21 protein-coding genes are annotated in these 25,752 nt (G+C 59.3%); 18 read left to right on the top strand and 3 right to left on the bottom strand.

Annotated elements, in window-relative coordinates; genetic code table 11:
* Nucleotides 1–8: 8 nt before the first annotated feature.
* The 16 genes from AC1DCP_RS17095 (at nt 9) to AC1DCP_RS17020 (ending at nt 18,923) form a co-directional block, all read left to right on the top strand.
* Entirely contained in the window at nt 9–917 is a 909-nt protein-coding gene (locus AC1DCP_RS17095) for a LysR family transcriptional regulator (protein ID WP_003517687.1), read from the top strand.
* Nucleotides 918–1,064: 147 nt separating this feature from the next.
* Nucleotides 1,065–1,847, top strand: coding sequence for a carbon-nitrogen hydrolase family protein (locus AC1DCP_RS17090; RefSeq protein ID WP_003517686.1), 783 nt, complete (start codon nt 1,065–1,067; stop codon nt 1,845–1,847).
* Between the two features lie 15 nt (nt 1,848–1,862).
* Entirely contained in the window at nt 1,863–2,528 is a 666-nt protein-coding gene (locus AC1DCP_RS17085; RefSeq protein ID WP_003517685.1) for an RraA family protein, read from the top strand.
* A gap of 62 nt (nt 2,529–2,590) precedes the next feature.
* A complete protein-coding gene (locus AC1DCP_RS17080; RefSeq protein WP_003517684.1) occupies nt 2,591–3,631 on the top strand; it encodes an ABC transporter substrate-binding protein in 1,041 nt (346 codons plus the stop codon).
* A gap of 301 nt (nt 3,632–3,932) precedes the next feature.
* Complete coding sequence (locus AC1DCP_RS17075; protein ID WP_476774488.1) at nt 3,933–5,006, top strand: ABC transporter ATP-binding protein; 1,074 nt, start codon at nt 3,933–3,935, stop codon at nt 5,004–5,006.
* A complete protein-coding gene (locus tag AC1DCP_RS17070; RefSeq protein ID WP_003517681.1) occupies nt 5,003–5,881 on the top strand; it encodes an ABC transporter permease in 879 nt (292 codons plus the stop codon). Before AC1DCP_RS17075 ends, AC1DCP_RS17070 begins: the two co-directional genes overlap by 4 nt.
* Before the next feature lie 12 nt (nt 5,882–5,893).
* Nucleotides 5,894–6,688 (top strand): ABC transporter permease, encoded by a 795-nt coding sequence (locus AC1DCP_RS17065; RefSeq protein ID WP_013761321.1) that lies wholly within the window; start codon nt 5,894–5,896, stop codon nt 6,686–6,688.
* A 12-nt stretch (nt 6,689–6,700) separates the two neighbouring features.
* The gene (locus tag AC1DCP_RS17060) at nt 6,701–8,101 is read left to right on the top strand and encodes an ethanolamine ammonia-lyase subunit EutB (RefSeq protein ID WP_065705387.1); all 1,401 of its coding nucleotides are present in this window, start codon (nt 6,701–6,703) and stop codon (nt 8,099–8,101) included.
* A complete protein-coding gene (eutC, locus tag AC1DCP_RS17055) occupies nt 8,101–8,877 on the top strand; it encodes an ethanolamine ammonia-lyase subunit EutC (RefSeq protein ID WP_112492988.1) in 777 nt (258 codons plus the stop codon). The genes AC1DCP_RS17060 and eutC overlap by 1 nt, the downstream gene beginning before the upstream one ends.
* A gap of 105 nt (nt 8,878–8,982) precedes the next feature.
* Nucleotides 8,983–10,380, top strand: a complete 1,398-nt coding sequence (locus AC1DCP_RS17050) for an NAD(P)/FAD-dependent oxidoreductase (RefSeq protein ID WP_065705524.1) — start codon at nt 8,983–8,985, stop codon at nt 10,378–10,380.
* The gene (locus AC1DCP_RS17045; RefSeq protein ID WP_065705388.1) at nt 10,377–11,639 is read left to right on the top strand and encodes an FAD-dependent oxidoreductase; all 1,263 of its coding nucleotides are present in this window, start codon (nt 10,377–10,379) and stop codon (nt 11,637–11,639) included. The genes AC1DCP_RS17050 and AC1DCP_RS17045 overlap by 4 nt, the downstream gene beginning before the upstream one ends.
* Nucleotides 11,639–13,036 carry an FGGY family carbohydrate kinase gene (locus AC1DCP_RS17040; protein ID WP_065705390.1) on the top strand — a complete coding sequence of 466 codons (1,398 nt, stop codon included), beginning with the start codon at nt 11,639–11,641 and terminating at the stop codon, nt 13,034–13,036. The genes AC1DCP_RS17045 and AC1DCP_RS17040 overlap by 1 nt, the downstream gene beginning before the upstream one ends.
* Before the next feature lie 345 nt (nt 13,037–13,381).
* Complete coding sequence (locus AC1DCP_RS17035) at nt 13,382–15,787, top strand: glucan 1,4-alpha-glucosidase (protein ID WP_065705392.1); 2,406 nt, start codon at nt 13,382–13,384, stop codon at nt 15,785–15,787.
* 36 nt (nt 15,788–15,823) lie between these two features.
* Nucleotides 15,824–16,828: a phosphogluconate dehydrogenase (NAD(+)-dependent, decarboxylating) gene (gnd, locus tag AC1DCP_RS17030; protein WP_003517664.1), complete on the top strand. Its 1,005-nt coding sequence runs from the start codon at nt 15,824–15,826 to the stop codon at nt 16,826–16,828.
* 11 nt (nt 16,829–16,839) lie between these two features.
* Entirely contained in the window at nt 16,840–18,210 is a 1,371-nt protein-coding gene (zwf, locus tag AC1DCP_RS17025; RefSeq protein WP_035252586.1) for a glucose-6-phosphate dehydrogenase, read from the top strand.
* 35 nt (nt 18,211–18,245) lie between these two features.
* The gene (locus AC1DCP_RS17020) at nt 18,246–18,923 is read left to right on the top strand and encodes an ROK family protein (protein ID WP_041694617.1); all 678 of its coding nucleotides are present in this window, start codon (nt 18,246–18,248) and stop codon (nt 18,921–18,923) included.
* Nucleotides 18,924–18,989: 66 nt separating this feature from the next.
* Here the strand turns inward: AC1DCP_RS17020 and AC1DCP_RS17015 are convergent, their stop codons facing one another.
* Nucleotides 18,990–20,768, bottom strand: a complete 1,779-nt coding sequence (locus AC1DCP_RS17015; RefSeq protein WP_065705526.1) for a diguanylate cyclase — start codon at nt 20,766–20,768, stop codon at nt 18,990–18,992.
* Between the two features lie 345 nt (nt 20,769–21,113).
* On the opposite strand from AC1DCP_RS17015, the gene AC1DCP_RS17010 reads away from it, so the two are divergent.
* Nucleotides 21,114–23,060: an ABC transporter ATP-binding protein/permease gene (locus AC1DCP_RS17010; protein ID WP_038493635.1), complete on the top strand. Its 1,947-nt coding sequence runs from the start codon at nt 21,114–21,116 to the stop codon at nt 23,058–23,060.
* Between the two features lie 230 nt (nt 23,061–23,290).
* Nucleotides 23,291–23,698, top strand: a complete 408-nt coding sequence (locus tag AC1DCP_RS17005) for a low affinity iron permease family protein (protein WP_013761309.1) — start codon at nt 23,291–23,293, stop codon at nt 23,696–23,698.
* 26 nt (nt 23,699–23,724) lie between these two features.
* Here AC1DCP_RS17005 and AC1DCP_RS17000 read toward each other — a convergent pair whose 3' ends face one another.
* Together AC1DCP_RS17000 and AC1DCP_RS16995 are read right to left on the bottom strand one after the other, a co-directional pair.
* Nucleotides 23,725–24,168 carry a cyclophilin-like fold protein gene (locus tag AC1DCP_RS17000; RefSeq protein WP_236735842.1) on the bottom strand — a complete coding sequence of 148 codons (444 nt, stop codon included), beginning with the start codon at nt 24,166–24,168 and terminating at the stop codon, nt 23,725–23,727.
* 25 nt (nt 24,169–24,193) lie between these two features.
* Nucleotides 24,194–25,309, bottom strand: a complete 1,116-nt coding sequence (locus tag AC1DCP_RS16995) for an MFS transporter (protein ID WP_065705396.1) — start codon at nt 25,307–25,309, stop codon at nt 24,194–24,196.
* Nucleotides 25,310–25,752: the final 443 nt, after the last annotated feature.

Here is a 25,752-nt window from a genome sequence, read left to right as displayed (position 1 = left end):
TTAACCTCATGAATACGCGATTTCTCGAAACTTTCCTCTGGGCTGCACGACTGAACAGCTTTTCGGCGGCCGCGGAACGGTTGAATACCACCCAGGCGTCGGTGTCCAACCGAATTGCCGCCCTCGAAAGGGAGCTTGGCGTCGTGCTTTTCACGCGCGATGTGCGCTGCGTCAACTTGACACCTGCTGGTCGTCTGGCGCTGCAGCATGCCGAAAAGATCGTCAATCTGACCGGTGAGTTCCGACAGATCGTGAGTAGCCGGGAGGCGCTGAGAGGCACCGTGCGCATCGGTGCTGCCGACACGATCGTCTATGCCTGGTTGCCGCTGCTCATTCGCCGCATGAACGAACGTTACCCCGGCGTCAGCCTGGATCTGACCATCGACACCAGCCTGAAACTATCCCAGCGCATTCAAAACGGTGAGGTGGATGTCGGTTTCATCATGGGGCCGATCATGGCTGCAAATATCTACAATTCACCGCTCTGTACGTTCGAGTCCTGTTGGGTTGGCGCGGTCGAATTGCCGCTGCCGGAAACGGGCGTCACACTCGAAGATATCGCGCATTTTCCGTTACTTACCTTCTCGACAGGCTCGCAGCCACATCAGGCGTTGCGCGCGTTGCTCGATTCTCACGGGTTGTCCGACAGCCGCATCTATAATTCCAATTCGCTGTCGATCATGACCCGCCTTGTGGCCGCGGCCGTTGGGGTGGGCGCTTTGCCGCGTGTGCTGGTGGACGGCATCATCAAATCCGGTGAGGCGCGTATTCTCGACATTAGTCCGTCAGTACCGCCCCTCACATTTCACACCGTTTATCAGGAGCGTGGCGACAACGCGATTGCCCGGGCCATTGCCGATATGGCGACGGAAATCGTCAGTGAAACCACCACGCAATGGATGACGGCTGCCGCCTAAATTTTGCGCTGCAACGCAAAATGATTAATCTATAAGCTTACCTTATGGGTTTCGATAGAGTTTTTCCGTTTGTAATGAAAACAGTTCCCGTTCTTAATTCTCCTCGCAACATGAGAGGAGAGCAACGTGAAAGTCTCACTTGTTCAAATGAATACCCAGAATGACAAGGCAGAAAACCTTAAGGTTGCTGCCGATCTTATTGAGAAGGCAGTCAAGGCGGATAATCCTGACCTTGTTGTTCTTCCAGAATACTTCGCATTTCTTGGAGATAATCCCCAGGAGATGCATGAGAGCGGGGAGGAATTCCCTGACGGCGAGATTTACACGCTGCTCTCGGGGCTGGCCAAGAAGCACGCGATCACGCTGCATGCCGGCTCCATCGTCGAGAAGGAAGGCAATCGCTTTTATAATTCGACGCTCGTTTTCGGGCCGGATGGCAAACAGATCGCGCGTTACCGCAAGATGCACCTGTTCGACGTCGATACGCCAAACGGCATCAGCTACCGCGAATCCGACTCCGTTGCCCGTGGCGAAGAAGTGGTGACCTACAAGGTCGGCGACAAGACGGTCGGTTGTGGCATCTGCTACGATATTCGCTTCCCTGAACTGTTTCGCGCCCTGCGGGACAAAGGTGCAGACGTCATCGTTCTGCCAGCGGCCTTCACCCTGATGACAGGCAAGGACCATTGGGAAGTTCTGGCGCGCGCCCGTGCCGTCGAAACCCAGACCTACTTTCTGGCCGTCGGCCAGATCGGCACCCATGCGGGTGGCAAGAAGGCATGCTGGGGGCATTCCATGGTCATCGATCCGTGGGGCCACATCGTCGCCCAATGCTCCGACAGCGTTGGAACGGCCGGTGCCGTCCTTGACTTCGACTATTCGGCCAAGGTGCGCGCCAACGTACCGGTGGCGAACCACCACGTTCTCTGATCGGAGAAAGACTCAATGTTTATCGCCAACCCCATGCCCGAACAGATCGGTGCCGACATCATCGAGCTTCTTGAGAAGGTCGAAGTCGCAACGATCGGTCACGTGCTTCACTCCGGCTTCGTCGATCCTGAAATCCGCGCCGTCCTTCCGGGCAAACGTGTGGCAGGCACTGCCGTCACGCTGCGCATCCCCAATGCGGATTCGACCATGCTCCACTATCTATCGCAGTTCGTGCGTCCCGGGGATATCGTCCTCATCGACCGTTGCGGCGATACCCGTCACGCCTGCTGGGGCGGTGTTATCACCAACACCATGAAGATGGCCGGCGTTAAGGCCGGTGTCGTTGATGGCCCGGCGACCGACTTCTCGGAGTTCGCCAAGGTCGACATGCCGATGTGGTGCCGTGGTCCTTCGCCCATCACCACCAAGATCCTCGGCCTCGAAGGCGCGATCAACGTTCCGATCAGCGTCGGCGGCCAGGTGATCAATCCGGGTGATGCGATCCTGTGCGATGAAAGCGGTGTTGTCGCTCTTCATCCAAGCCAGGCTCGAGCCATGGCTGAACGCGCCATCGGCATGCAGGAAGCCGAACTCGTGCTTCTGCAGCGCCTGCGCAACGGTGAGAAATTGCCGGACATTTCTGGCGCCAACAAGCTCGTTCAGGCCAAGCTGAGCGCCTGACATCGTCTTATGGGTGGCGGATCAGTCCGCCACTCCAAATAACAATAGAGGAGAACAGGACAATGAAGAAAACAATACTTCTGAGTGGGATTCTCATGCTCGGCGCGGCCGCTCTGCCGGCGCACGCCCAGCAGACCGTGACGTTCCTCGGCTATAGCGGCCTTTTCCAGGAGCGTTACACCAAGGCCGTCATCGAACCTTTCATGGCGGCTAACCCTGATATCAAGATCGAATATTTCCCGCAGCAGGGCTCTGCTGCAATGCTCGGCTCGCTGCGCGCCCAGAAGGCTGCGCCGCAGTCCGATATCGCTCTGATGGACGTCTCCGTCGCCAAAACAGGTACGGACGAAGGTCTGTTTGACAAGATCGACGAAAGCGTAACCAAGAATGTCGCCGACCTCTATCCTAATGCCCGCTTCGAAGGCGTGGCCGGGGTTGGCGTAACGTTCGACAATCTCGTGCTCATCTACAATACCGATGCCATCAAGACGGCTCCCGACAGCTGGAACGCTCTGAAGGATAGCGCCCTCAAGGGTAAAGTCGCCATGCTGAGCGCCCCCGATATCGTCGGTATCGGTACCACCATCATCATGGACCATATGAATGGCGGCACTGATTTCATCAAGAACATCGATGCCGGCATCAATGCGATGGCTGAAGTTGCTCCGAATGTGCAGACCTGGGAGCCGAAGCCGGAAGTCTATCCGAACGTTGTCAACGGCCAGGTTTCGCTGGGCGTGGGCTGGAACGCCCGTAGCCAGGTGAATGCTGACGGTTCCAAAGGCAAGATGAAGGTGGTTCTTCCGAAGGAAGGGACGATCCTCCAGATCAACACGCTCAACCTCGTCAAGGGTGGTCCGTCGTCCGAGGCTGCGCGCAAGTTCGTTGATTATGCGCTGAGCCCGGAAGCCCAGGCTGCCTTTACCGCCGCCATGTATTATGCGCCGACCAATTCCAAGTCCTCTGTCTCTGCCGATGTGAGTGAGCGCACGGTCGTCAAGGCGATGGACAAGGTCATCCCGGTGGATTGGATTGGGCTCTCGAAGGTTCGCGACCAGATTACGCAGGACTGGCGCCGCAAGGTCATTCCCCTCAGCCGTTGAGACTTCTGCGCAGAGCGCAAAAAAATGAAAGGACTTCCGCGGCTCCCATGGCAGTCGCGGAAGCAGCATACCAAAACCCTCGGTTCATCTCCTCTGTCGGCGCTGGGGCGGAAGAGGTGGGAGCCGACGCGGACATGCATTCCGAGCGGGGCCCAGGCCTGCACCAGGGGAGGCACCGCGGAACGGCGCAGCGAATTTTCGCCGCGCTTGCGTAGATCAAGGGCCAAGGCATTTCCGATTCCCTGCGGGTCGGACATGGTCTGGAGAAAGGCAAGAAGCCAGAATGGGAACATCAGATATCATGCAGCCAGGATTCCTCTCGATCCGTTCACTGACCAAGCGCTACGAGACAATCGTCGCCGTGGATAATCTCAATCTCGAGATTCCCAAGGGCGAACTGGTTGCCTTCCTCGGTCCTTCCGGCTGCGGCAAGTCGACGTCGCTGCGCATGATTGCAGGCCTCTCTCCTGTCTCCTCGGGGTCTATCCTGATCGACGGCAAGGACGTGACGAAACTTGCGCCTTATAAGCGTGACATTGGCCTCGTTTTCCAGAGCTACGCGCTCTTCCCCCACATGACGGTCCTCAAGAATGTCATGTTCGGTCTTGAAATGCGCAAAGTGCCTGCTGCCGAGGCGGAACGCCGTGCCCGTGAGGCCATTGCCATGGTGCGTCTGGAAGGGCGCGAGGACCGTCGCCCCGCCCAGCTTTCCGGAGGCCAGCAGCAGCGCGTCGCACTGGCGCGCGCCCTCGTCATCCAGCCGTCCATTCTCTTGTTTGACGAACCTCTTTCCAATCTCGACGCAAAGCTGCGCGACGAGATGCGCGCCGAGATTCGCCGTATCCAGAAACAGCTTGGCATCACTTCCATCTTCGTCACGCATGATCAGGTTGAGGCGCTCAGCATGTGCGACAAGGTCGCTGTGCTCAATGGCGGGCACCTGGAACAGCTTGGCACGCCGCACGATCTCTATGAGCGCCCGGCCACGGGATTCGTCGCCTCCTTCGTCGGTCGCACCAACAGGCTGGTCGGCAACGCCGCCGGTGACCGCATCACGGTTGGCGATGCGGTGCTGCGAGCGCCCGGTGCGCACAGCGGTAAGATCGACCTGATGGTACGGCCGCATCGCATGGCCATGACCGTCGCTGGCGATGCCGTCCCCGATTTCGACGGAGCGCCCGTCAATCGCATCGCCGGCGAAGTCCGCGATGTCTATTATGCAGGCGACATCCTGCACTACGAGATCGCCGCTGGCGGGCAGACCCTGTCCGTGGAGCGCGCGACCTCCGGCGGTGAAACGCCGGTCGCGGCAGGCAGCGCGGTCAGTCTCGTCTGGCGCGTGGAGGATACTCTGGTCTTCGGAGCAAACCGATGACGGCGGCGGTCATGATCACGGCTCCCGGTGGCCGTACCTCTTCCATCGTGTTTCTCGCAACTCTTCTTCTTGGACCCATCATTGCGGTCAACGGTCTGGCCTTCGTGTTGCCCGTCTTCAACCTGCTGCTGCTTTCCTTCCGCGAAAGCCTCGGCGGCGGCGGTCTCGGGGAAGCCCATACGCTCGACAACTGGTCGTCGACACTGACCGACGGTTTTTATATCGAGCTGATTGGTCAGAGCATTCTGACCAGCCTTATGATCACCGTTCTCACGCTGCTCGCCTCCTATCCCATCGCCCTCTACCTTCACCGGGCGCAGGGTCGCTGGAAAACACTTTTGCTGGTGCTGGTCATTTCGCCGCTGCTCACCTCGGCGGTGGTGCGCACTTATGGCTGGATCGCAATCCTGGCGGATGACGGCCTCATCAACAACATCCTCTTCGCACTGGGTGCGCAAGGCGGGGTGCGTCTGCTGTTCAACAAGATCGGCGTCGTCATCGGGCTTACCGAAATCCTGATGCCCTATATGATCCTGGCGCTCCTCGCTGGCTTCGGCAGGCTTGATCCTCGCGTCGAGGAAGCTGCGGAAACGCTCGGCGCATCGCCCTGGAAAGTGTTCTGGCGGATCATCGTGCCGCTCACCATGCCCGGCGTGGCCCTGGGTTGCCTGCTCTCCTTCGTGCTGGCCGTCAGTTCGTTCATCACTCCCAAGCTGCTCGGCGGTGGCCGCGTCTTCCTTCTGGCAACAGAAATCTATGATCAGGCCATCGTGACGCTCAACTGGCCACTCGCCGCTACGCTTTCGATGATCATCCTCGTGATTTTCGGTGCCGCCCTGGTGCTCTATTCCCGGCTTCTGCGGGCCATTCTGTAAAGGAAATCGAAGATGGAAGAACGTCCCGCTCCGCTGGCGCTGAAAATTGTCGCCTTCATCATGTTCCTTTTCCTCCTTGCGCCCGTGGTGCTCGTCGTGCCGATCTCGTTTTCGGCCGACAGCTACATGACCTTCCCACCCTCCGGGTGGAGCCTGCGCTGGTATGTGGATCTCATGCATAATTCCAAGATGATCGGCGCCCTCGGCACCAGCACGCTCCTTGCGGTCATCGTTACCGTGCTGTCCATGCTGATTGCGCTGCCCGCCTCCTATGCCATCGTGCGGATGCGGGTGATTGGCGCGGATACATTGCTCGCCTTCTTCACCGCGCCGCTTCTTCTGCCGACCATCGTTCTTGGCCTTGCGATCCTAATCGTCTTTGCCGGTGCGGGCCTGCTCGGTACATTCACGGGTCTGGTGATCGCGCATCTGATCATCGTGTTGCCCTATGCGCTGCGTGTACTCACCACGTCGCTTGCGGGCCTGCCGCTGATCTACGAGGAGGCCGCCTCCACGCTCGGGGCGTCACCTCTTACCGTCTTTCGCCGCGTCACCATGCCGATGATTGCGCCTGGCATCGTTGCAACGGCAGCGCTTTCCTTTCTCGTCTCGTTCGATGAAGCCGTGATTTCGCTGTTCCTCACCGGTCCGCGCATCACGACGCTTCCCGTTGCCATGTATCAGCATGTCGAAACCCAGGCTGATCCGCTTGTTGCCGCCATCTCCGTTCTTCTGATCGTGCTCACGCTTGCCGTCGTCCTGATCGTGGACCGCACGGTGGGCCTCACGAAGACTTTCGTGAAGTAAGGGGCCGGAAAAATGGCTTATCGACAGATCGCAGCCGGCACGACCTATCGTTTCGACGATCTGAAAACCCTGATGGCAAAGGCGACGCCGGAAAGGTCCGGTGACCAATTGGCCGGGATCGCGGCGGAAGGGCCGGTGGAGAGACTGGCGGCGCAGATGGCGCTGGCCGATCTGCCGCTTTCCACCTTTGTTGCACAGGAATTGATCGCCTCGGACGAGGACGAGATTTCGGCCCTGATCGCGCGCCAGCACGACGCACTGGCCTTCGCGCCGGTGTCTTCTCTGACGGTTGGCGAATTTCGCGAGTGGCTGCTCAATTCCAAGGTCGGGCACGCGGAACTTGAGGCGGTAAGTTGGGGTTTGACACCGGAAATGGTGGCGGCAGTCTCCAAGATCATGCGTCTGCAGGATCTCGTGACGGTATCGGCCAAACGGGAGGTCGTGACCCGTTTTCGCAACACGATTGGTCTTTCCGGCCGCCTGTCCACCCGCAACCAGCCAAATCATCCGACTGACAGTTCCCGTGGCATCGCCATCTCGGCCATTGACGGGTTGCTGCTGGGGAGCGGCGATGCGGTGATCGGTGTTAACCCGGCCACCAGCGCTGTGACGGACTATATCCGCGTCGTGCAGTTGCTTGACGATCTGCGGCAATGGCTGGACATCCCAACCCAGACCTGCTGCCTTGGCCATGTGACGACGGCTATCAGGGCGATGGAGCGCGCTGCACCCGTCGATCTAGTTTTCCAGTCGATTGCGGGTTCCCAGAAGGCCAATGCGGGCTTCGGCATTGATCTTGCCGTTCTGCGAGAGGCTCATGAGGCTGGTCAGTCGCTGAAGCGCGGAACTATCGGCAGCGACCTCATGTATTTCGAGACGGGGCAGGGGGCTGCCCTGTCGGCCGATGCGCATTTTGGTGTCGATCAGCAAACGATGGAGGCGCGTGCCTATGCCGTGGCGCGCGAATTCTCGCCGCTTCTGGTGAATACCGTCGTCGGCTTCATCGGTCCGGAATATCTCTATAATGGCAAGCAGATCATTCGCGCCGGGCTTGAAGATCATTTCTGCGGAAAGCTGCTTGGCCTGCCGATGGGTGTCGACGTCTGCTACACCAACCACGCCGATGCCGACCAGGAAGACATGGACGTGCTGCTGACCATGCTGTGCGCCGCTGATGTGAACTTCGTCATTACCGTGCCAGGCTCGGACGACGTCATGCTGAACTACCAGACGCTTTCCCATCACGATTCAATCTATGCCCGCGAAACGCTGAAGCGTCGGCCTGCGCCGGAGTTTGAGGAGTGGCTGGTGAATATGGGCGTGACGGATGCCGCCGGCCATATGATCGAGAACCCTGCGCTGATGAACCGCGGGCTTCGCGAACTTGATTTTCTTGGAAGGGACGCCGCCTGATGCGTGACCGCCGGCCCTCCCTCATCTCCAGCCCGCCCGAACGTCTCAAGGCCCTGCGTGTGGCAACCGATGCACGCGTGGCGCTCGGCCGCACGGGTGCAAGCCCGCCCACGCGCGCGGTACAGACATTTCTGTTGGATCATGCGCAGGCGCGCCAGGCCGTGTGGCGTCCGCTGGACATTGAAAAAATGGAGCGTGACTTGCGCGCTTCGGGTGCGGATGTCGTGCATGTCGCAAGCCGCGCGCAGGACCGTGCGGATTACCTGCGCCGACCCGATCTCGGCCGTGCTCTTTCAGACGAAGGCCGTCTGGCGCTCGACGGGCAGGCCAAGGGAGCCGATGTCGCATTGGTAATCGCCGACGGGCTTTCCGCAACGGCTGTGGAGATGAATGCAGTGCCGGTGGCAACGGCGTTGCTTAATTCACTCGCAAGCAACGGATTGACGGTTGCGCCGATCACACTTGCCACGCAGGCACGGGTTGCGCTGGCGGATGATGTGGGAGCCGTCCTCGGCGCAAAGGTGGCGGTGATCCTGATTGGCGAGCGGCCGGGCCTTTCGGCAGCCGACAGTCTTGGCGCCTATGTCACCTTCGGGCCGGAGACCGGGCTGCCGGACTCCCGACGCAACTGCATTTCCAATATTCGTGATGGTGGCGTGCCGCCCGTCGAAGCGGCGGGGAAGATCATGACCCTGATCAGCGCCATGTGCCAGCAGGAGACAAGTGGCGTGACGCTGGTTGAATTCGAAAAGCCGCTGACGGCTTTGTCCGACTAGAAACAAAGCAGATCTCATTCATAGCCACGATCCGGCAAGGTGCATCGGCTCGATCCGTTGCGCCTGTTGATTTCGCTTTCGAACCACGAAAATAAAGGCAAGTCCATGGTCCAGAGCCTCTCCACAGCATTCGACGTCGCCGTCATCGGTGCCGGGGTGGTCGGTTGCGCGGTTGCCCGTCGTTTCGCACTGGCTGGTGCGAAGGTCGTGATCGTCGAGAAGGGGTCCGATATTCTTTCCGGGGCATCGAAGGCCAACAGCGCTATCCTCCACACCGGCTTCGATGCGCCCGAAGGCAGTCTGGAACTGGAATTGGTGAAGGCGGGTCGGGCAGAATATCTGTCCATCCACAGGCAGATGGGCCTTAGCCTCGTTGAAACCGGCGCGTTGGTTTGTGCGTGGAATCCCGACGAGGCGCAAAGCCTGGAGGCGATCGCCGAGCAGGGGCGACGCAACGGCATTGCCGAGCTCGGTCTGCTTACGGCCCGGCAGGCCCGGGAATCCATGCCCGGCTTGTCCGACCGTCTTGTCGCAGCACTCGAAGTTCCGGGTGAATATGTCATCGATCCCTGGTCCGCGCCGCTAGGCTATCTTACGCAAGCGGTGGCGCTTGGCGCGCAGCTGGTGCGCAACGCTGAAGTCCTGTCCGGTGCGTTTGATGGCGCGTGGCGGATAGAGACGACGGCGGGTCCGATTCTTGCGGCGAGCGTTGTCAATGCGGCCGGATTGTTCGGCGATATCGTCGATGCGCGGCTGGGGCTTGTCCCAGACTTCACCATCAAGCCTCGCAAGGGACAATTCGTCGTTCTCGACAAGGCCGCCCGCCGGCACGTGCCGCGCATCGTCCTGCCCGTTCCCACCGAAATCACCAAGGGCATCGTTGTGTGTCCAACTGCCTTCGGCAACGTTCTCATCGGCCCGACGGCGGAAGAACAGGATGACCGCGAGCGTGCGACGGTAGAAACGGCGGCGCTGGAAGCGCTGCTGACGCGCGGCAGGGAGATCGTTCCGGCACTCGCCTCCATTCCCGTAACCGCTATCTATGCCGGCTTGCGCCCGGCCTCCGAGAAGAAACATTACCGGATTTCCGCACGGCCGGACCTGCGCGCGATCACGCTTGGCGGCGTGCGATCCACCGGTCTCAGTGCGGCACTTGGTCTGGCGCAGCACGCTCTGGCGCTTCACGAAAGTTTCGGCACGCGCTTCATGCCCCCGCCCGCAGTGCCTCAGGTGACGATGCCGAACCTGAGCGAAACCTTCGAGCGGGACTGGCAGCGCGCCGATCATGGCGAAATCGTCTGCCATTGCGAGCTTGTCACCCGCCGTGAGATCGAGGCGACATTTTCCAGCCCGGTGCCGCCGGGTGATTTCGGAGGTCTGCGGCGGCGCACCCGCGCCGGCATGGGGCGCTGTCAGGGATTTTACTGCAACGCCCGGCTGGCCGCGATGACGGGCGACCGTCTGGCTGTACCGCTTGCGGTCCGTCCGGGAGACGATCGATGAGCTCCCGGAAGCCTTTTCAGCAGATGCAAGAAAACGTTCCGGATGCAGATGTAATCGTGGTCGGCGGCGGCCCGGCGGGCCTGGCGGCAGCGCTGGAGCTGAAAGCACGCGGCGTCGCGCGTGTGACGATCCTCGAGCGTGAGCCAGCGCTTGGCGGCGCACCCCGTCATTGCACACATTCGCCTTTCGGCATGCGCGAATTCGGACGCGTTTATTTCGGCCCGGCCTATGCGCGACGTCTGCAGCGGCAGGCGCAGGATGCGGGCGTCGATGTCCGCACCGGTCATGCCGTGGTGGAACTCGGACAGGACGGTACGCTGCTGGTTACGTCTGCGCGCGGCGTGGAAACGTTGAAGGCCCGGCGCATTGTGCTGGCGACCGGCGCGCGGGAAAAACCACGCTCAGCGCGGCTCCTGCCGGGCGACCGGCCGGTGGGAGTGATCACCACCGGCACGCTGCAATCCTATGTCGCCTTTCACGGCATCATGCCCTTTCGCCGGCCGCTTATCCTTGGTTCGGAACTGGTTTCCTTTTCCGCGCTTCTCACATGCCTAACGCATGGCGCGCGGCCGGTGGCGATGATCGAGCCTGAGCCGGAACCGCTGGCGCGGTCGCTTTTCCGGTGGTTTCCGCGATTGGTCGGAGTGCCCTTTTATTGCCGCGCAACACTTGTGGACATTCGTGGGAGCGGTCGTGTCGAGGAGGCCGACATCCGGCTGGCAGATGGCCGTATCCTCACCGTCAAGTGCGATGGTGTTCTCCTCACCGGGCGGTTCACGCCGGAGGCAACGCTTCTGAACGCATCCCCTGTTGATGTGGCGGCAGGCAGCGATGGCCCTACGATCGATCAGGACGGCCGGATGGCCAACCCGATGTTCTTCGCCACGGGGAACGTATTGCGGGCCGTGGAAACGGGTGGCTGGTCGTTTCGCGAAGGCCGCCGCGTGGGTGCTGCCGTTGCCGACGATCTCACCCGCGAACTCTGCAACGCAAAGGCAGTGCGTATCGCTTTCGCCGACCCGCTCAAACTCGCGGTACCCACCATGGTGCGATCGGGGGGACTTGACCGGCCGGCTTTTCTCGATTTTCAGCTGCGCTTCATCAGACGTGTTCGAGGCAGGCTTTCGCTTCATCTTGATGGAACGGAAGTGTGGAGCAAGTCCGGCAGGTGGCTGCCGGAACGCCGTGTGCTTGTGCCCATTCCCCGCGCCGCCGTTGAGGCGACCCAGATTGCCTTTCACTTTCAGGAGACGAATTGATGCGCATAGCGGCGATCGATCAGGGAACGACGTCGACCCGATGCCTTGTGATAAGCGACGATGGCACGGCGCAACTCGTCTCAAGCCTGCGTCATGCACAGTTCTATCCAAACCCCGGCCATGTGGAGCATGATCCGGAAGAGCTGTTGCGCAACATCCGCGCGGTACTGGCCGATGCCGGGCCGGTAGATGCGATCGCGATCGCCAACCAGGGCGAGAGTTGCCTGGCGTGGGATGCCAAGAGTGGGGAAGCGCTTTCGCCGGTCATCGTCTGGCAGGATGCCCGCACCGCCGAAGCCCTGGCCGCGTTGCCCCAATCGGCTGCGGAACGATCGAAAGAGATTTGCGGATTGCCGCTCGATCCCTATTTTTCGGCGAGCAAACTGTCGTGGTTGCTAAGGCACAATCCGGCGGTGGCACGGGCGAGAGCCGAAGGGCGGTTGCGCCTGGGCACCACCGACGCATTCTTTCTGGATCGGCTTACAAGCTGTTTCCGCACCGACCTTGCAACGGCCTCGCGGACGGGACTGCTTGATCTGGCAACGGGTGCCTGGAGCCCGGAACTCTGCGCTCTTCATGGGGTGCCGCTGGATTGCCTGCCCACAATCGGTCCTGTTAATGGCGGCTTCGGTTCCATCGAGGGAACGCCCATTCGCGTTTCCATCGTCGATCAGCAGGCGGCGCTTTATGGGCACGGTTGCCGCAAACCGGGCGATTGTAAGATAACCTTCGGCACGGGCGCCTTTCTGTTGGCCATCGCTGGTCACGAACGCCCGTTGTCGGGGGAGCTTCTGCCCACCATTGGCTGGCAAAAGCAAGGCGGCGCGGCCATTTTCGCCATAGAAGGCGGGGTTTATGACGCCGGTGCCGCGCTGGAATGGGCGCGAAAGATCGGCCTTTATGTTGACAATACTGAACTTGACGGTTTTCAGGGTTCATCGGCCGTTCGTCGTGGGCTGGTGTTCGTGCCTGCATTTTCGGGCCTTGCCGCGCCATATTGGGATAGACAGGCCGTACCGCTTTTCATCGGCATGGACCACGCAACGGCGCGGAGTGACATGGTGCGCGCCCTGCTTGAGGGCATTGCGTTGCTGACGGTTCGGTTGATCGAAGCCGCGCAGACTTTCGTTCCCATCGGCGATACGATTTCGATAGATGGCGGCCTGTCGAACAGTCGCTATTTCGCCCGTTTCCTGGCCGCTGCCAGTGGTCGGACCATCTGCGTTCCGGCCATGCGCGAGTTGACGGCGCTTGGTCTCGCGGAACTGTGCGATATCGATGTCACCGCCATGCGAAAAGATGCCGAGATATTCAATCCCGACGGATCGGTCGAAGAAGCGGATCACGCTCGCTTTGCACGCGCCATACGCAATGCGAGGGGCTGGTCGGGCGGTTGATGTCCACTTGGAATAGCCGGTTCATCGGCAATATCGGTGTGATCCACAACGGCCGCCCGCTCCAGCGGCGGCTTGGTGGCTGAGCGTGTTGGTCCTGCAACCCAAAACCTCCACGCGCGGCGCGGCTTAAATTACCAAATCTTTAGTTGTGTACCAGTTCGCCAATACCTAGCTTTATGGCGAGGCTGCATCCGTTGTGGATATGAGCAAGGAACCGGTAAGCCCGTTTCCTGTTGTTATCCAGGAACAGAGCCTTGGTTCAAGGTCGAGATACCCCGTCATGACTTTTCAGGACTGCAATTCGCGCCACTTTCGTCTGCCTCATCAGCGTAACCGAGACATTTCATGATGCGCACCGGACTGGATTTTGCACCGGGCGCGCCTGGCATAGAAGCGCGCTGGACGTCGAGCGCCAAAAACGGGGTCGGCACTGCGCTGTCGGAAGCATCGCCTATCTGGTTCACGCTCAGCCACGGCATTCTGAACGAGGTCTATTATCCGAGGATAGACAGTGCCTGCACCCGCGATCTCGGTTTTGTTGTCACTGGGCCTGAGGGTTACTTTTCGGAAGAAAAACGCGACTGCGTATCCGTCACCCGCCCTTTTAAAAGTGGAATTCCGGCATTTCACATTACCAATACGGCGACGGATGGCTCGTTCAGAATTGAGAAACAGGTGATCAGCGATCCCGCGCGAGCCAGTGTTCTTCAGCAGCTTTCGTTCATTCCCCTGAAGGGACAAATTTCGGATTATCGCGTGACTGCGCTGCTGGCACCTCATCTCGTCAATGCAGGCAATCTTAACTCGGCTTGGATTGGCGACTATGAGGGACATCAGGTCCTCTTCGCGACCGGCCGTTCACGATATCTTGCGCTTGTCTGCGATCTGCCCTGGCGGGCAGTCAGCGCCGGTTTCGTGGGTGTTTCCGATGGTTGGCAGCAGTTGCATCGGCACGGACGCATCGTTGAAGAGTACCAGCGAGCCGATGACGGAAATGTCTCGCTGGCAGGTGAGATCGACTTCAGTGATGTCAATGGCGCGGCAACATTGGCGCTCGGCTTTGGCGAGACGGAATATGAAGCGGCTGCGGCGGCCGTTTATAGTCTGAAGCATGGCTTTGAACGGGCGCACGAGGCCTACGTTGCCAACTGGCGCAACTGGCAAGACCGGCTGGAAACGCTCGACCGCGATACGCATCACGGCATCAATTCCTATCGGGTGTCGACAGCAGTGCTCGCCGCACATCGTGCCGCCGACCGACCGGGCGCTGTTGTTGCAAGCCTGTCGATCCCTTGGGGAGCATCGAAGAGCGATGACGATCTCGGTGGTTATCATCTGGTCTGGCCGCGCGATCTGGTGGAAGCGGCCGGCGGATTTCTGGCGGCCGGCGATCACCACGAGGCGCTGGCGATCCTCAATTATCTTCGTCAGGTACAGCAGCCATCGGGCCGCTGGCCGCAAAATCTCTGGCTGGATGGCAAACCCTATTGGCCAGGCGTCCAGATGGATGAATGCGCCTTTCCGATCCTGCTGGCGGATATGCTGCATCGACATGGTCACCTGGATCATGCCACGCGGGCGGATTTTATGCCGATGATCCACCGCGCCGCGGCCTATATTCTGGCAAACGGCCCGACGACCGGTGAGGACAGGTGGGAAGAGGATGCCGGCTACAGTCCCTTCACCCTTGCCGTCGAGATCGCTGCGCTGCTTGCCGCTGCCGACCTTATCGATATGGACGGTGATGCTGCCGAAGCCGTGCATCTACGGGAAACGGCTGATTGCTGGAACGAGCAGATCGAACGATGGACCTTTGCCGGTGACGAGACATTCTGCGCCGCGCTTGGCATTTCCGGCCACTATGTTCGCATCGCTTCGCCTGACGCGACCGACATAGCTCGACCATTCGGCGATACGCCTATCCGCAACCAGACGCCGGACCGTTCCACGCTGCCGACCAGCGACGTCATCAGCCCCGATGCGCTTGCCCTAGTTCGCTTCGGCCTGCGCGCGCCTGACGATCCGCATATTCTCGCGACGATCAAAGCAATCGACCATTGCCTGCGTGCCGATCTGCCGCAGGGGCCTGTATGGTATAGATATACGGGCGATGGATATGGTGAGCACGCCGATGGAGCAGCATTCGACGGCACCGGGCAGGGGCGGCCATGGCCGCTTTTGACCGGCGAACGCGCCCATTACGAGCTTGCTGCGGGAAGGCGGGAGGTGGCCGAAGCGCTGCTGGTAACGCTGGAAAAATCGGCCGGTGGGAACGGCCTTTTCCCCGAGCAGCTCTGGGACCAGCCCGACATCCCCGAATACGAGCTTTTCTACGGCCAGCCCTCAGGAAGTGCGATGCCGCTGGTCTGGGCGCATGCTGAACATATCAAGCTTCTGCGGTCGCTTGCCGATGGTTCCGTTTTCGACATGCCGCCGCAGGGTGTGGAGCGCTACATCCTCAGCAAGATGCCGTCGCACCTTCGGATCTGGTGTTTCAATAACAAGATTGCCGGGATGCCGGCCGGCAAGATGTTGCGGCTCGAACTGACGGATGATGCTGTCGTGCACTGGAGTGCGGATGGCTGGGTGACGACCAGCGACACCAGAACGATTGCTTCCGGCCTTGGCACGTATTTCGTCGACTTGCCCGTTCAGGATATGGCGGCGGGCGACGCAATCGTTTTTACTTTCTTTTGGCCAAACACAGGGAATTGGGAAAACCAGGATTTCACCGTTCGCCTCGGCGAATGAAGTACATATCGCGCATTGGACAAATGGAGTGTCAGCATGCAGATCGGAATGGTTGGGCTTGGACGAATGGGCGCAAACATGGTGCGCCGTCTTCTGAAACAGGGTCATGATTGCGTGGTCTTCGACGTCAATCTCGACAATGTCGCAGCATTGGTGAAGGAAGGCGCAGTTGGCGCGAGCTCGCCAGACGACCTGGTCGCGAAGCTGTCACCGCCACGCGCCGTCTGGCTAATGCTGCCGGCGGCAATAACGCCGAAAATTGCTCGTGACTTTGCCGCCAGACTGCAGGCGGGCGATGCCATTATCGATGGCGGCAACTCCTTCTACCGGGATGCCATCGATTTGGCGGCGGAATTTGCGCCCCGTAGCATCGACTTCATCGACACCGGTACATCCGGTGGCGTCTGGGGTCTGGAGCGCGGCTATTCTCTGATGATCGGTGGCCCGTTGGGTGCCGTGCAGCGGCTCGATCCGATTTTTGCTTCGCTCGCTCCCGGTGCGGGCCAGGGCATCGCGGCCGATCCTGTCACCGGCACGGCGCCAATGGGATATTTGCATTGCGGACCGTCAGGCGCAGGGCATTTCGTCAAGATGGTTCACAATGGCATCGAATACGGTGTTATGGCCGCCTATGCGGAAGGCCTGAATATCTTGAAGGCCGCGAATGCCGGCACGCAGCACCGGGAGGCCGATGCGGAAACGGCGCCGCTCGCCCACCCGCAATATTACCAGTTCGACATCGATCTTCCTGCCGTGACGGAGGTCTGGCGACATGGGTCTGTCATTGGCTCGTGGTTGCTCGATCTGACGGCGGAGGCGCTGAAGCAGGACCCTCATCTCGACCAGTATGGCGGGCGGGTGTCAGATTCAGGCGAAGGGCGCTGGACCCTTCAGGCGGCCGTCGAAACGGGTGTTCCTGCGCCTGTTTTGGCTTCCGCCCTGTTCGAGCGCTTCTCCTCACGCGGTGAGGCGGAGTTTGCCGGCAAGGTACTCTCGGCCATGCGCAATGCCTTTGGTGGCCATCTGGAAAAAGCAAAATGAGGGCGCCGGCCATGGATAAGCAGCGATCGGACGTGCTCGTAGTGTTCGGTGCCACCGGCGACCTTGCCTACAAAATGATCTTTCCTTCCCTTTACGCCATGGTGAAACGCGGCGCGCTTCAAACACCAGTCATCGGTGTCGCCTTCGATGACTGGTCGCGCGATCAGTTGATCGCAAGGGCGCGCGACGCGGTTACCAGCCACGTCGACAAGATCGATGAAGCCGTCTTCGAAAAATTCGCTTCTCAACTGCATTACGTGTCCGGCGACTACCGAAACGAGGCGACATTCGAAAAGCTGCGCGCTGCACTCGGTGACCACGGTCATCCGCTTTATTACCTCGCCATTCCGCCGTCACTGTTTGAAACCGTCGTGACCGGGCTTGATAAGGCCGCGATAGCCGCTTCGGCACGATTGATGGTGGAAAAACCGTTTGGCCGCGATCTCGCCACGGCGGAGGCGCTGAACCAGTCGCTGCACGCGGTTTTCGAAGAGGACGCCATTTTTCGCATCGACCATTTTCTCGGCAAGGAGGCGATTCAGAACCTTCTTTATTTCCGGTTCGCCAATGCCTTTCTTGAACCGGTCTGGAACCGCGATCATGTTGAAAGCGTGCAGATCACCATGGCCGAGGATTTTGGCATCAAGGGACGCGGAAAGTTTTATGACGAGGTTGGATGCATCCGGGATGTGATCCAGAACCATCTCATCAACGTGCTGTTGCTACTGGCCATGGAGCCACCGGCAACAAGCGCTTCGGATGATCTTGTCGATGAGAAAGTGCAGATCCTCAAAGCCATGCCACCGCTCAGCCGCGAGGATGTTGTGCGTGGCCAGTTCGACGGTTATCTCGATGAACCCGGCGTTGCGCCCGGCTCAAGCCGCGAGACCTTTGCCGCCGTGCGGTTTCGCGTGGCCACATGGCGCTGGAACGGCGTGCCTTTCTTCATCCGCGCCGGAAAGAACCTGCCTGCCCATGCAACCGAAGTTGTGGTGCGTTTCAAGCGGCCGCCGATAGCGCTCTTCGGCGATGTTGAGGCGGCGGCCGCAAATTATGTGCGCTTCCGGCTCGGGCCAGATATCGCCATCGGCATTGGCGCGCGCCGCAAGGCTGCCGGGGACGGTATGCTCGGCGAGGCGGTGGAACTGGGCGCTGTCGATGACGGCATCGGCGACATGGCGCCTTATGAACGGCTGATCGGCGATGCGATGGCAGGCGAACGCCAGCTTTTCACCCGTCAGGATGCGGCAGAACTCGCATGGAAAATCGTTGAGCCCATTCTCGACGACCCGGCCGTGCCGCCACGCTATGCCGTAGGAAGCTGGGGTCCGGTCGAGATGGAGAGTTTCGCGCCGCCAGGCGGTTGGGTCGATCCGGAGTGACGCCCATGCCAGCAAATACCACGGACGGTAGTTCAATGACACAGGATCGGATCGTTCTAGCGATCGATATCGGCGGCAGCCACGTCAAGATCCGCTCAAGTGCAGGTGGCGACGAGCGCAAGGTCGAAAGCGGCAAGGCGATGACTGGACCAGAAATGGTCATCGCCGTAACCGCCATGGCGAAAGACATGACCTATGACGTCATCGCCATGGGATATCCCGGTCCGGTCGTCCACAACAAACCGCTTCGCGAACCGGTCAATCTGGGTACAGGCTGGGTCGGTTATGATTACGCCGGCGCTTTCCGCTGCCCCGTTCGTATCGTTAACGATGCGCTGATGCAGGCAATCGGCTCCTATCAGGGCGGGCGCATGTTGTTTCTCGGTCTCGGAACAGGCCTTGGGGCTGCGATGATCGTCGAAAACGTGGCCCAGCCGATGGAGATCGCTCATCTTCCCTATCGGAAGGGCAAAACGTACGAGCACTATCTCCGGGAGGCGTATCGCGAAGAGAAGGGCAATGCCAAATGGCAAAAGCGCGTCACTGATGTCGTAGAGCGTCTGACTGCCGCCCTTGAACCGGATGAGGTGGTCATCGGCGGTGGTAATGTCGAAAAACTCGATACCCTGCCGCCCGGATGCCGCCGCGGAGACAATACGCTTGCTTTCGAGGGCGGATTCCAGCTGTGGAAGAACCCGAACCTCATCGTCTAGCCGGTCAAATATGCCAGGTCGGCTGCTGCTTCTATAACCACGCAATCGGTGCGGCGTAGCCTCTACCTAATCGGTTGGAGGCTTCTCGGCCGACACCCACTTGTTCCGGCCTGTCTGCTTGGCGCTCAAAAGCGCAGCGTCCGCCCGTTCCAGGACGCTGCTCACGGTTCCGGCACCCGGTGACGTTGCGATACCGATGGATATGGTGATCGAGTCAAGCAGACGGCCCCGGTAGGTGAAAGGTGCGCGCTCGACCGCGTGCCGGAGTTTCTCCGCAACCTTGATGGCATCTTCAATGCCTCCAGCCGGCATGAGCACGGTGAATTCCTCGCCGCCGAAACGGAATAGTTCACCCAGATCGCCGACAGCTTCCGAAAGCACCTGGGCGACATATTGCATCACCGCATCTCCGGCATCATGGCCAAACCGGTCATTGAAGCGCTTGAAATGGTCGATGTCGAGCATCAGACATGCAAGCGAATTGGTTGGCTTTTCAATATGCCTGTTCAGCGTCTCATCAAGCGATCGACGGTTCAAAAGACCAGTCAGTGCGTCTTGCCGTGCCATGCCAACCAGCCGCTGCCGAAGCTGGAGGTTTGCAACGGCAAGGCCTATATTTTCGGCGAGGAGTTCGAGATATAGCCGCTCTAACTCCAGCGTCTCGCTACTCTGCGGAATTTCAAGATACAATAAGCCGACGGTTTCTCCCAATGCGGTGAGTGGTATGCACAGGCCTGTTCCGGAACTGCCATGTAGGTGATGGCAGACAACATCGTCTCCGCCCGGGTTGCTGGCGTGGGGACGTCCGCGACGGAGAGCCCAGCAATCGTCTATCGAAAATTCCGGGGCCGAAAACGAAGGATCGGACCATTGTCCGGTCGATTGGAGAACCGAACTGTTTTCCTTGAGAACAAGCAGGCGGCCGGCAATGGCCGGGAAAATTTGCGGCATGAATTTCGAAACGACGTCGGACAATTCTTCCTGATTCTGGCAGGCCTGAATCCGATGCATCATCTGCAGGATCAGGTCCTTGATGCGTTGATTCCTGCGGTGCTCCGCGTCAAGCCGTTCCCGTTCCAACCCGTTGCTGCGGAAGATCCTGATAGCCTTGTTCATTTCACCGATTTCGTCACGCCGGCCTTCGTCGGGTAGGTCGATACTGTAATCCTGCCGGGCAAGGCGCGTGACGATGTTGCTCATTTTGATAAGCGGCAAGGCAACGCGTCTGCTGAGGACAAAATAGAGTACGGCCACAAACATCAGGGCGGTGAGCGCAAGCATCACTTTCGCGATCGATCCGTAGAAATCGCTTCGGTCTTTAGCCTGGTCAACCATCGCCTGCGAGCGGGCCGCAATGGCTTCTCTCAGCGTCGCGACGGTTGTCAGCAGGTTCGTATGCAGTCGATAGTGCTCATCGCCGAACAGGACCTGCTGTGCATCGTTCTGGCGGCCGGCTCGATAGAAACCGATTGCATCGCGCTCCATCTTGTCCAGTGCGTCGGCGCTCTTTCGGATTTCCTGAAATGAGCCTGCCTCTTGCGGCGAAACACCAAGAGCTGCGAGTTTGTCCAAGGTGTTTTCAAGGTGCTTTTCCTGATCTTCGTCGACGTAGAATTTTGCGAGATGTTGCTCGTCGCCCCGCATGACGTAAAGACGCGCCTCCTCGGTGCGCTCGTCCGCAATGATCGCCAGTTCTTCGGCGAGATCGGTCAGTTCGAGATGATTCTGGATTGCCACCCGCTCTTGAGAAGCGCTTCTGGCCGATAGAATGAATGTGGTCGCCGATACTGTCGTGAGCACGAGGGTGACAGCATAAGCCAGGTTCGTGATGGTACTAAGTCGCATGATGGCGCCGTATGCTTGCCGCACGGCATGAAAGCCGGGTGCGGCGGGGTCCAATTTCAGAGTCTGCTTATGTTAGGCCATCTCGTCAAACGGGAAGTCAACACGCGGTTAACCGTCAATATGATCTGTCGCACCGCGGGCCAAGTCAGGCACCCCATGGCGATGCACCTGGACCGTCTCCACCAACGGTCAGAATATCCGCCAGCGCGATTCCGGTATGTCGGCAGCGGGCCAGAAAGCCGTGTATTTAGAGGCTTTTGAAAAGCCCCGCGCAGCAACGGAATTATATTTCACGACGCATCACAAAGCCGTGAAACCTTTCGACGCATCGTTCGTTTAGCGCCCATGATCGATAATGACGCAGGACCGAAGCCGGTCGTTGGTGCCGACGAGACTGGCACCCAAACCGCATCCGAAAACGATGCCCATGAAAACGATGATCCGCTCCCGCCAGAGGAGATGGAACCTGCTTTGGGCTTGACGCCGGAGGAGGCCGAGGAGGCTCGCAGGAAATATCTGCTGAAGCGCTTCTGGATCAGCGCGCGAGGTTTCTGGAGCCGTCGCGGCGATCGGCTGGCCTGGCTGTTTTCGCTCGGGCTTCTGGCTATGATCGGCATAAATGTCGGCTTCCAGTATGGCATCAACGTCTGGAATCGCGGGATTTTTGACGCGATTGAGAAACGCGACGCGTCGACGGTCTATTTTCTCGGATCCGTCTTCCCGCTGCTCGTCCTGGGAAGTGTCTTTATCGTAACCTCGCAGGTCTATGTCAGGATGCGCATTCAGCGGCGCTGGCGTTCCTGGCTGACAAAGTCGCTCGTTGGGAGATGGATTGCGAATGGCCGCTATTATCAGCTCAATTTGATCGATGGTGACCATCAAAACCCCGAGGCAAGGCTCTCGGAGGATATGCGTATTGCCACCGAGGCGCCGGTGGATTTTGTTTCAGGTGTCATCGCTGCATTCGTGTCTGCCTCTACATTTATCGTTGTCTTGTGGACGATTGGTGGGGCTCTCACGGTCTCCATCGCGGGTGTCTGGATCACGATCCCCGGCTTTCTCGTGATTGCGGCTGTTATCTACGCAATCATCACATCCAGTTCCATCGCCTTCATTGCCCGCAACTTCGTCAAGGTTTCCGAAGTCAAGAACCAGGTTGAAGCGGAGTTTCGCTACACGCTTACGCGCGTCAGGGAGAATGGTGAGAGCATCGCCCTGCTTGGCGGCGAAGACGAGGAGCGCAGCGATCTGGACAAGCGCTTCGGCAATGTCCGGCGGCAGTGGCGTCTCATGGCGCAGCAATACATGCGCACCACGGTCGTATCGAATGGATCGATGTTGATTGCCCCCGTCGTACCGGTTCTGTTGTGCGCGCCGAAGTTTCTCGATGGAAGCATGTCTCTTGGCGAGGTAATGCAGGCTGCTTCCGCTTTCACCATTGTCCAATCCGCATTTGGCTGGCTGGTCGACAACTATCCCCGTCTGGCCGACTGGAATGCCTGCGCGCGACGTGTGGCCTCCCTGATGATGTCGCTCGATGGCCTGGAGCGCGCCGAAAAGAGCGACACGCTCGGTCGGATCGTGCGAGGCGAAACGGAAGGCGAGACAATACTCAGCCTCAAGGATGTGTCCGTTTCTCTCGGTGACGGAACGGCCGTCGTCAAGGAGACGGATGTCGAGATCGGCGCGGGTGAGAGAGTGCTTGTCGCGGGGGAATCGGGCTCGGGCAAAAGCACACTGGTTCGGGCCATTTCCGGTCTCTGGCCATGGGGTGGAGGCAGCGTCAATTTTCGCGCCGGCAGCCGATTGTTCATGCTGCCGCAGCGGCCATATATTCCGGCCGGCACGCTACGTCGGGCGGTCTGCTATCCGCAACCGGCCGAGAGCTGGACGCCGGAAGAGATCGGGGCCGCTCTCGACAAGGTCGGTCTGGGTCAACTCAAGGACAAGATTGAAGACGAGGCGCCGTGGGACCAGACGTTATCAGGTGGCGAAAAACAACGGCTGACCTTCGCACGCCTGTTGCTGAACGCCCCCGACATCATCGTTATGGACGAGGCGACGGCGGCTCTGGACGAGAAAAGTCAGGACAAGATGATGCAGACGGTAATTGATGAGCTACCCGATGCGACGATCGTAAGCGTAGCGCATCGTGCCGAACTGGAAGCGTTTCATAGCCGGAAGATCACATTGGAACGGCGGGAGGGGGGCGCAAAGCTTGTCAGCGATATCGATCTCATTCCTCGCAAGGCGAGAGGCTCCATGCTTCGGAGAATAGTCAAGCGGAGGTGATGGCACCGACGCTTGTGCTGACCTGCTTGAATGCCGGGGTAGGAGAGTTGGTGGCCGCCTCATTGTCGTTGGGGAGAATTCACCGACCAGTTTGGCGAGAACGAACACAATGAGGGCTTGCCGCGGATCGAAGTGCAAATCGGAACTTCTGCTGTCACGGCACCCCGGAACAATCGTGCATTTTGTTTGTTGGTTGGCATCCCTAAAATGGCAACAAGGGGCAGCGTGTTATGAATAAATTCTTCACTCGCTTCGCAAGCGCTATAGCTTCATTTTCCGGCTCTCCAACGGCTTTCATGGTGGCTCTCGGAACCGTGCTCGTCTGGGGGATAAGCGGACCGCTGTTTGGTTTTTCGGAGGTCTGGCAACTGGTCATCAATACGGGTACGACCATTGTCACCTTCCTGATGATTTTCCTCGTGCAGAATTCACAGAACAGGGATTCCGCGGCGATGGAAGCAAAACTAGACGAGTTGTTGCGGGCGGTGGAGCAAGCGCGCGGTGACTTCATTGGGATCGAGCACCTCACGGAAGAGGAAATCGAAAAGATTCGTGCACGTCTCGAAAGGGAAAGCGGACCGGATAGCGATAAGCCGGCACCCCATCATGCCATGGCCCGCTTGCTTTCCCGACGTTAGTGGCATTTACCTTTGGCAGGCGCGTGTCAGGCGCGCTCTATGCGCAGAGAGAATTCGCCTCGGGTGAAAAGTGGCTCGAAGCCGTCATCGAAACGTCCGAGGCGGATCAGCCCTTTCGAGTATCGGTAGCTGTCGTAATAGAAGACTAGATTACCCCATGGCGCGTAATAAGCGATGTCGCCGGGACGTGCGTTATCGAACGGCGTGTCAGTCACCTGCGTCAACTTTCGAGGCAGATATGCGATTTTCTCGTTGGTCGAATAGTCTTCGATCGTGAGATCGAGCGGCAGCATTTTCATGAGCTCGCGTGCCGACGGGTTGTCAAACAAGGTCGCGGTCATGCTGTGACCACCAAAGGCCATTCGGAAACTCATCAAGGATACCTCCGTTTTTGTTACCTGACCGAACAATGCGGACGGGAAAGCTGTGGCCGCGGTAGCCAGCCCAAGAAATAGACGCCTGTCGATCATTGGAATGCTCTCATGCCGAACTGCTTTACGAGGATATTCTCGATGATTTGAACGCCAGCGCTGACGCGGCCAGGAGCAAACCTGCGCTTGCCAGGAAAGTCATGCGGTAGCCGGATGCGTCGTAAAGAAATCCGCCCACTATCGCACCGGCTGATATCGCAAGCTGGATGACCGCAACCATGAGACCACCTCCGGCTTCCGCATCCTGCGGCAGTGAGCGGGCGAGCCACGCCCACCAACCCACTGGCGCTGCGGTGGCAATCATTCCCCAGGCCGCAAGCGCTATCGCCGCGACAGGCAGACTGTTGCCGAATGCAACAAGTATCACGGCCGTCACCGCCATCAGAGCCGGGATGACGATCAGAACGCGATACAGGCGGTTGGCGAGAAAGTAACCGATAAGGCTGGTGCCAACGATGCCGGCAACTCCGATGCCCAGAAGAATGAAGGTGAGTACCGAGATATCTACTCGTGTCACAGTTTCGAGAAACGGGCGGACATAGGTGAACAGCGTGAACTGGCCCATAAAGAAAACCGAGACCGATGCCATGCCGATAGCGATCAAGGGACGGTTCAGTAGCCTGAATGCATTCTTTGACGTTTTCCCGGGGAGGGGTTTCATGGAAGGGAGGCTTGCCAGCTGCCACAGGAATGCGATCGCCGCGACGGGGACGACAGTGAAGAAGGCACCTCGCCAACCGATGATCGATCCGAGAAACGCGCCGAGCGGAGGAGCAACGACAGTTGCCAGCGCGTTACCGCTGTTAAAGATCGCAAGCGCTCGGGGAACGAGATGCTCCGGTACAAGACGCATGGCTGTCGCTACCGATATGGACCAGAACCCACCGATCACTATCCCGATGAGCGCGCGCCCGACCATGAACATTTCATAGTTCGGTGCGATCGCCACGGTCACGCCAGAAAGGGCCATCAATGCCGTCAGGGCAAGCAGCAGCAGCTTACGGTCCCACTCTCCCGCGAGATACGAGACAAAGAGGCTCGTGACGACGGCGAAAGCGCCGGAGATCGCGATCGAATGTCCGGCCGATCCTTCGCTGATGCGCAGTTCCTCCGCGATCGGCGTCAGCAGGCTGAGAGGCATGAATTCAGACGCGATCAGGGCGAAAACGCAGAGCGTCATCGCCAACACACCGCCCCAATTTGCGGATCCGGATCTGGCTTCCCCTGTGGAAATTGTAGTTTCTATCGACATGGTACGGCAGCTTTTCTTGGCTATTTCTTCAACAGTCTTCCGCTGCTGATGGGAGGCAGCGAGGTGAAACATAAGTCATGAAGCATCTTGCAATAAGCCGCCTGTCACGGGATGCAGTCATGAACGATGTTCATCAAAGGGTCTTGTTTAGCCGCGCCCGGCCTACTCGCGTATTATCCACGTCGATGCAGGGGCTCGGTTCATTCATGAATATCGCTCATGACGGCATGCCTTTGCCGCGGTCTAATCTCGCGACAATCTCCGATCTATCTTTTGAACGACGCTGCTGCATCACCCCTCAAAGCAGCCCACCGGCCGCTCGTCACGGCAACGACAATGGAGAGTGAAGTGAGCAATCAGAACGAAAACGC

Source organism: Agrobacterium sp. 10T429 (assembly GCF_056393925.1).
This window is presented reverse-complemented; position numbering and strand designations above follow the sequence as displayed.

Bases quoted from the DNA above. Each gene is read 5' to 3' on its own strand.
- AC1DCP_RS17095 (WP_003517687.1), top strand. From the start codon at position 9: ATGAATACGCGATTTCTCGAAACTTTCCTCTGGGCTGCACGACTGAAC.
- AC1DCP_RS17090 (WP_003517686.1), top strand. From the start codon at position 1,065: ATGAATACCCAGAATGACAAGGCAGAAAACCTTAAGGTTGCTGCCGAT.
- AC1DCP_RS17085 (WP_003517685.1), top strand. From the start codon at position 1,863: ATGTTTATCGCCAACCCCATGCCCGAACAGATCGGTGCCGACATCATC.
- AC1DCP_RS17080 (WP_003517684.1), top strand. From the start codon at position 2,591: ATGAAGAAAACAATACTTCTGAGTGGGATTCTCATGCTCGGCGCGGCC.
- AC1DCP_RS17075 (WP_476774488.1), top strand. From the start codon at position 3,933: ATGCAGCCAGGATTCCTCTCGATCCGTTCACTGACCAAGCGCTACGAG.
- AC1DCP_RS17070 (WP_003517681.1), top strand. From the start codon at position 5,003: ATGACGGCGGCGGTCATGATCACGGCTCCCGGTGGCCGTACCTCTTCC.
- AC1DCP_RS17065 (WP_013761321.1), top strand. From the start codon at position 5,894: ATGGAAGAACGTCCCGCTCCGCTGGCGCTGAAAATTGTCGCCTTCATC.
- AC1DCP_RS17060 (WP_065705387.1), top strand. From the start codon at position 6,701: ATGGCTTATCGACAGATCGCAGCCGGCACGACCTATCGTTTCGACGAT.
- eutC (WP_112492988.1), top strand. From the start codon at position 8,101: ATGCGTGACCGCCGGCCCTCCCTCATCTCCAGCCCGCCCGAACGTCTC.
- AC1DCP_RS17050 (WP_065705524.1), top strand. From the start codon at position 8,983: ATGGTCCAGAGCCTCTCCACAGCATTCGACGTCGCCGTCATCGGTGCC.
- AC1DCP_RS17045 (WP_065705388.1), top strand. From the start codon at position 10,377: ATGAGCTCCCGGAAGCCTTTTCAGCAGATGCAAGAAAACGTTCCGGAT.
- AC1DCP_RS17040 (WP_065705390.1), top strand. From the start codon at position 11,639: ATGCGCATAGCGGCGATCGATCAGGGAACGACGTCGACCCGATGCCTT.
- AC1DCP_RS17035 (WP_065705392.1), top strand. From the start codon at position 13,382: ATGATGCGCACCGGACTGGATTTTGCACCGGGCGCGCCTGGCATAGAA.
- gnd (WP_003517664.1), top strand. From the start codon at position 15,824: ATGCAGATCGGAATGGTTGGGCTTGGACGAATGGGCGCAAACATGGTG.
- zwf (WP_035252586.1), top strand. From the start codon at position 16,840: ATGGATAAGCAGCGATCGGACGTGCTCGTAGTGTTCGGTGCCACCGGC.
- AC1DCP_RS17020 (WP_041694617.1), top strand. From the start codon at position 18,246: ATGACACAGGATCGGATCGTTCTAGCGATCGATATCGGCGGCAGCCAC.
- AC1DCP_RS17015 (WP_065705526.1), bottom strand. From the start codon at position 20,768: ATGCGACTTAGTACCATCACGAACCTGGCTTATGCTGTCACCCTCGTG.
- AC1DCP_RS17010 (WP_038493635.1), top strand. From the start codon at position 21,114: ATGATCGATAATGACGCAGGACCGAAGCCGGTCGTTGGTGCCGACGAG.
- AC1DCP_RS17005 (WP_013761309.1), top strand. From the start codon at position 23,291: ATGAATAAATTCTTCACTCGCTTCGCAAGCGCTATAGCTTCATTTTCC.
- AC1DCP_RS17000 (WP_236735842.1), bottom strand. From the start codon at position 24,168: ATGATCGACAGGCGTCTATTTCTTGGGCTGGCTACCGCGGCCACAGCT.
- AC1DCP_RS16995 (WP_065705396.1), bottom strand. From the start codon at position 25,309: ATGACGCTCTGCGTTTTCGCCCTGATCGCGTCTGAATTCATGCCTCTC.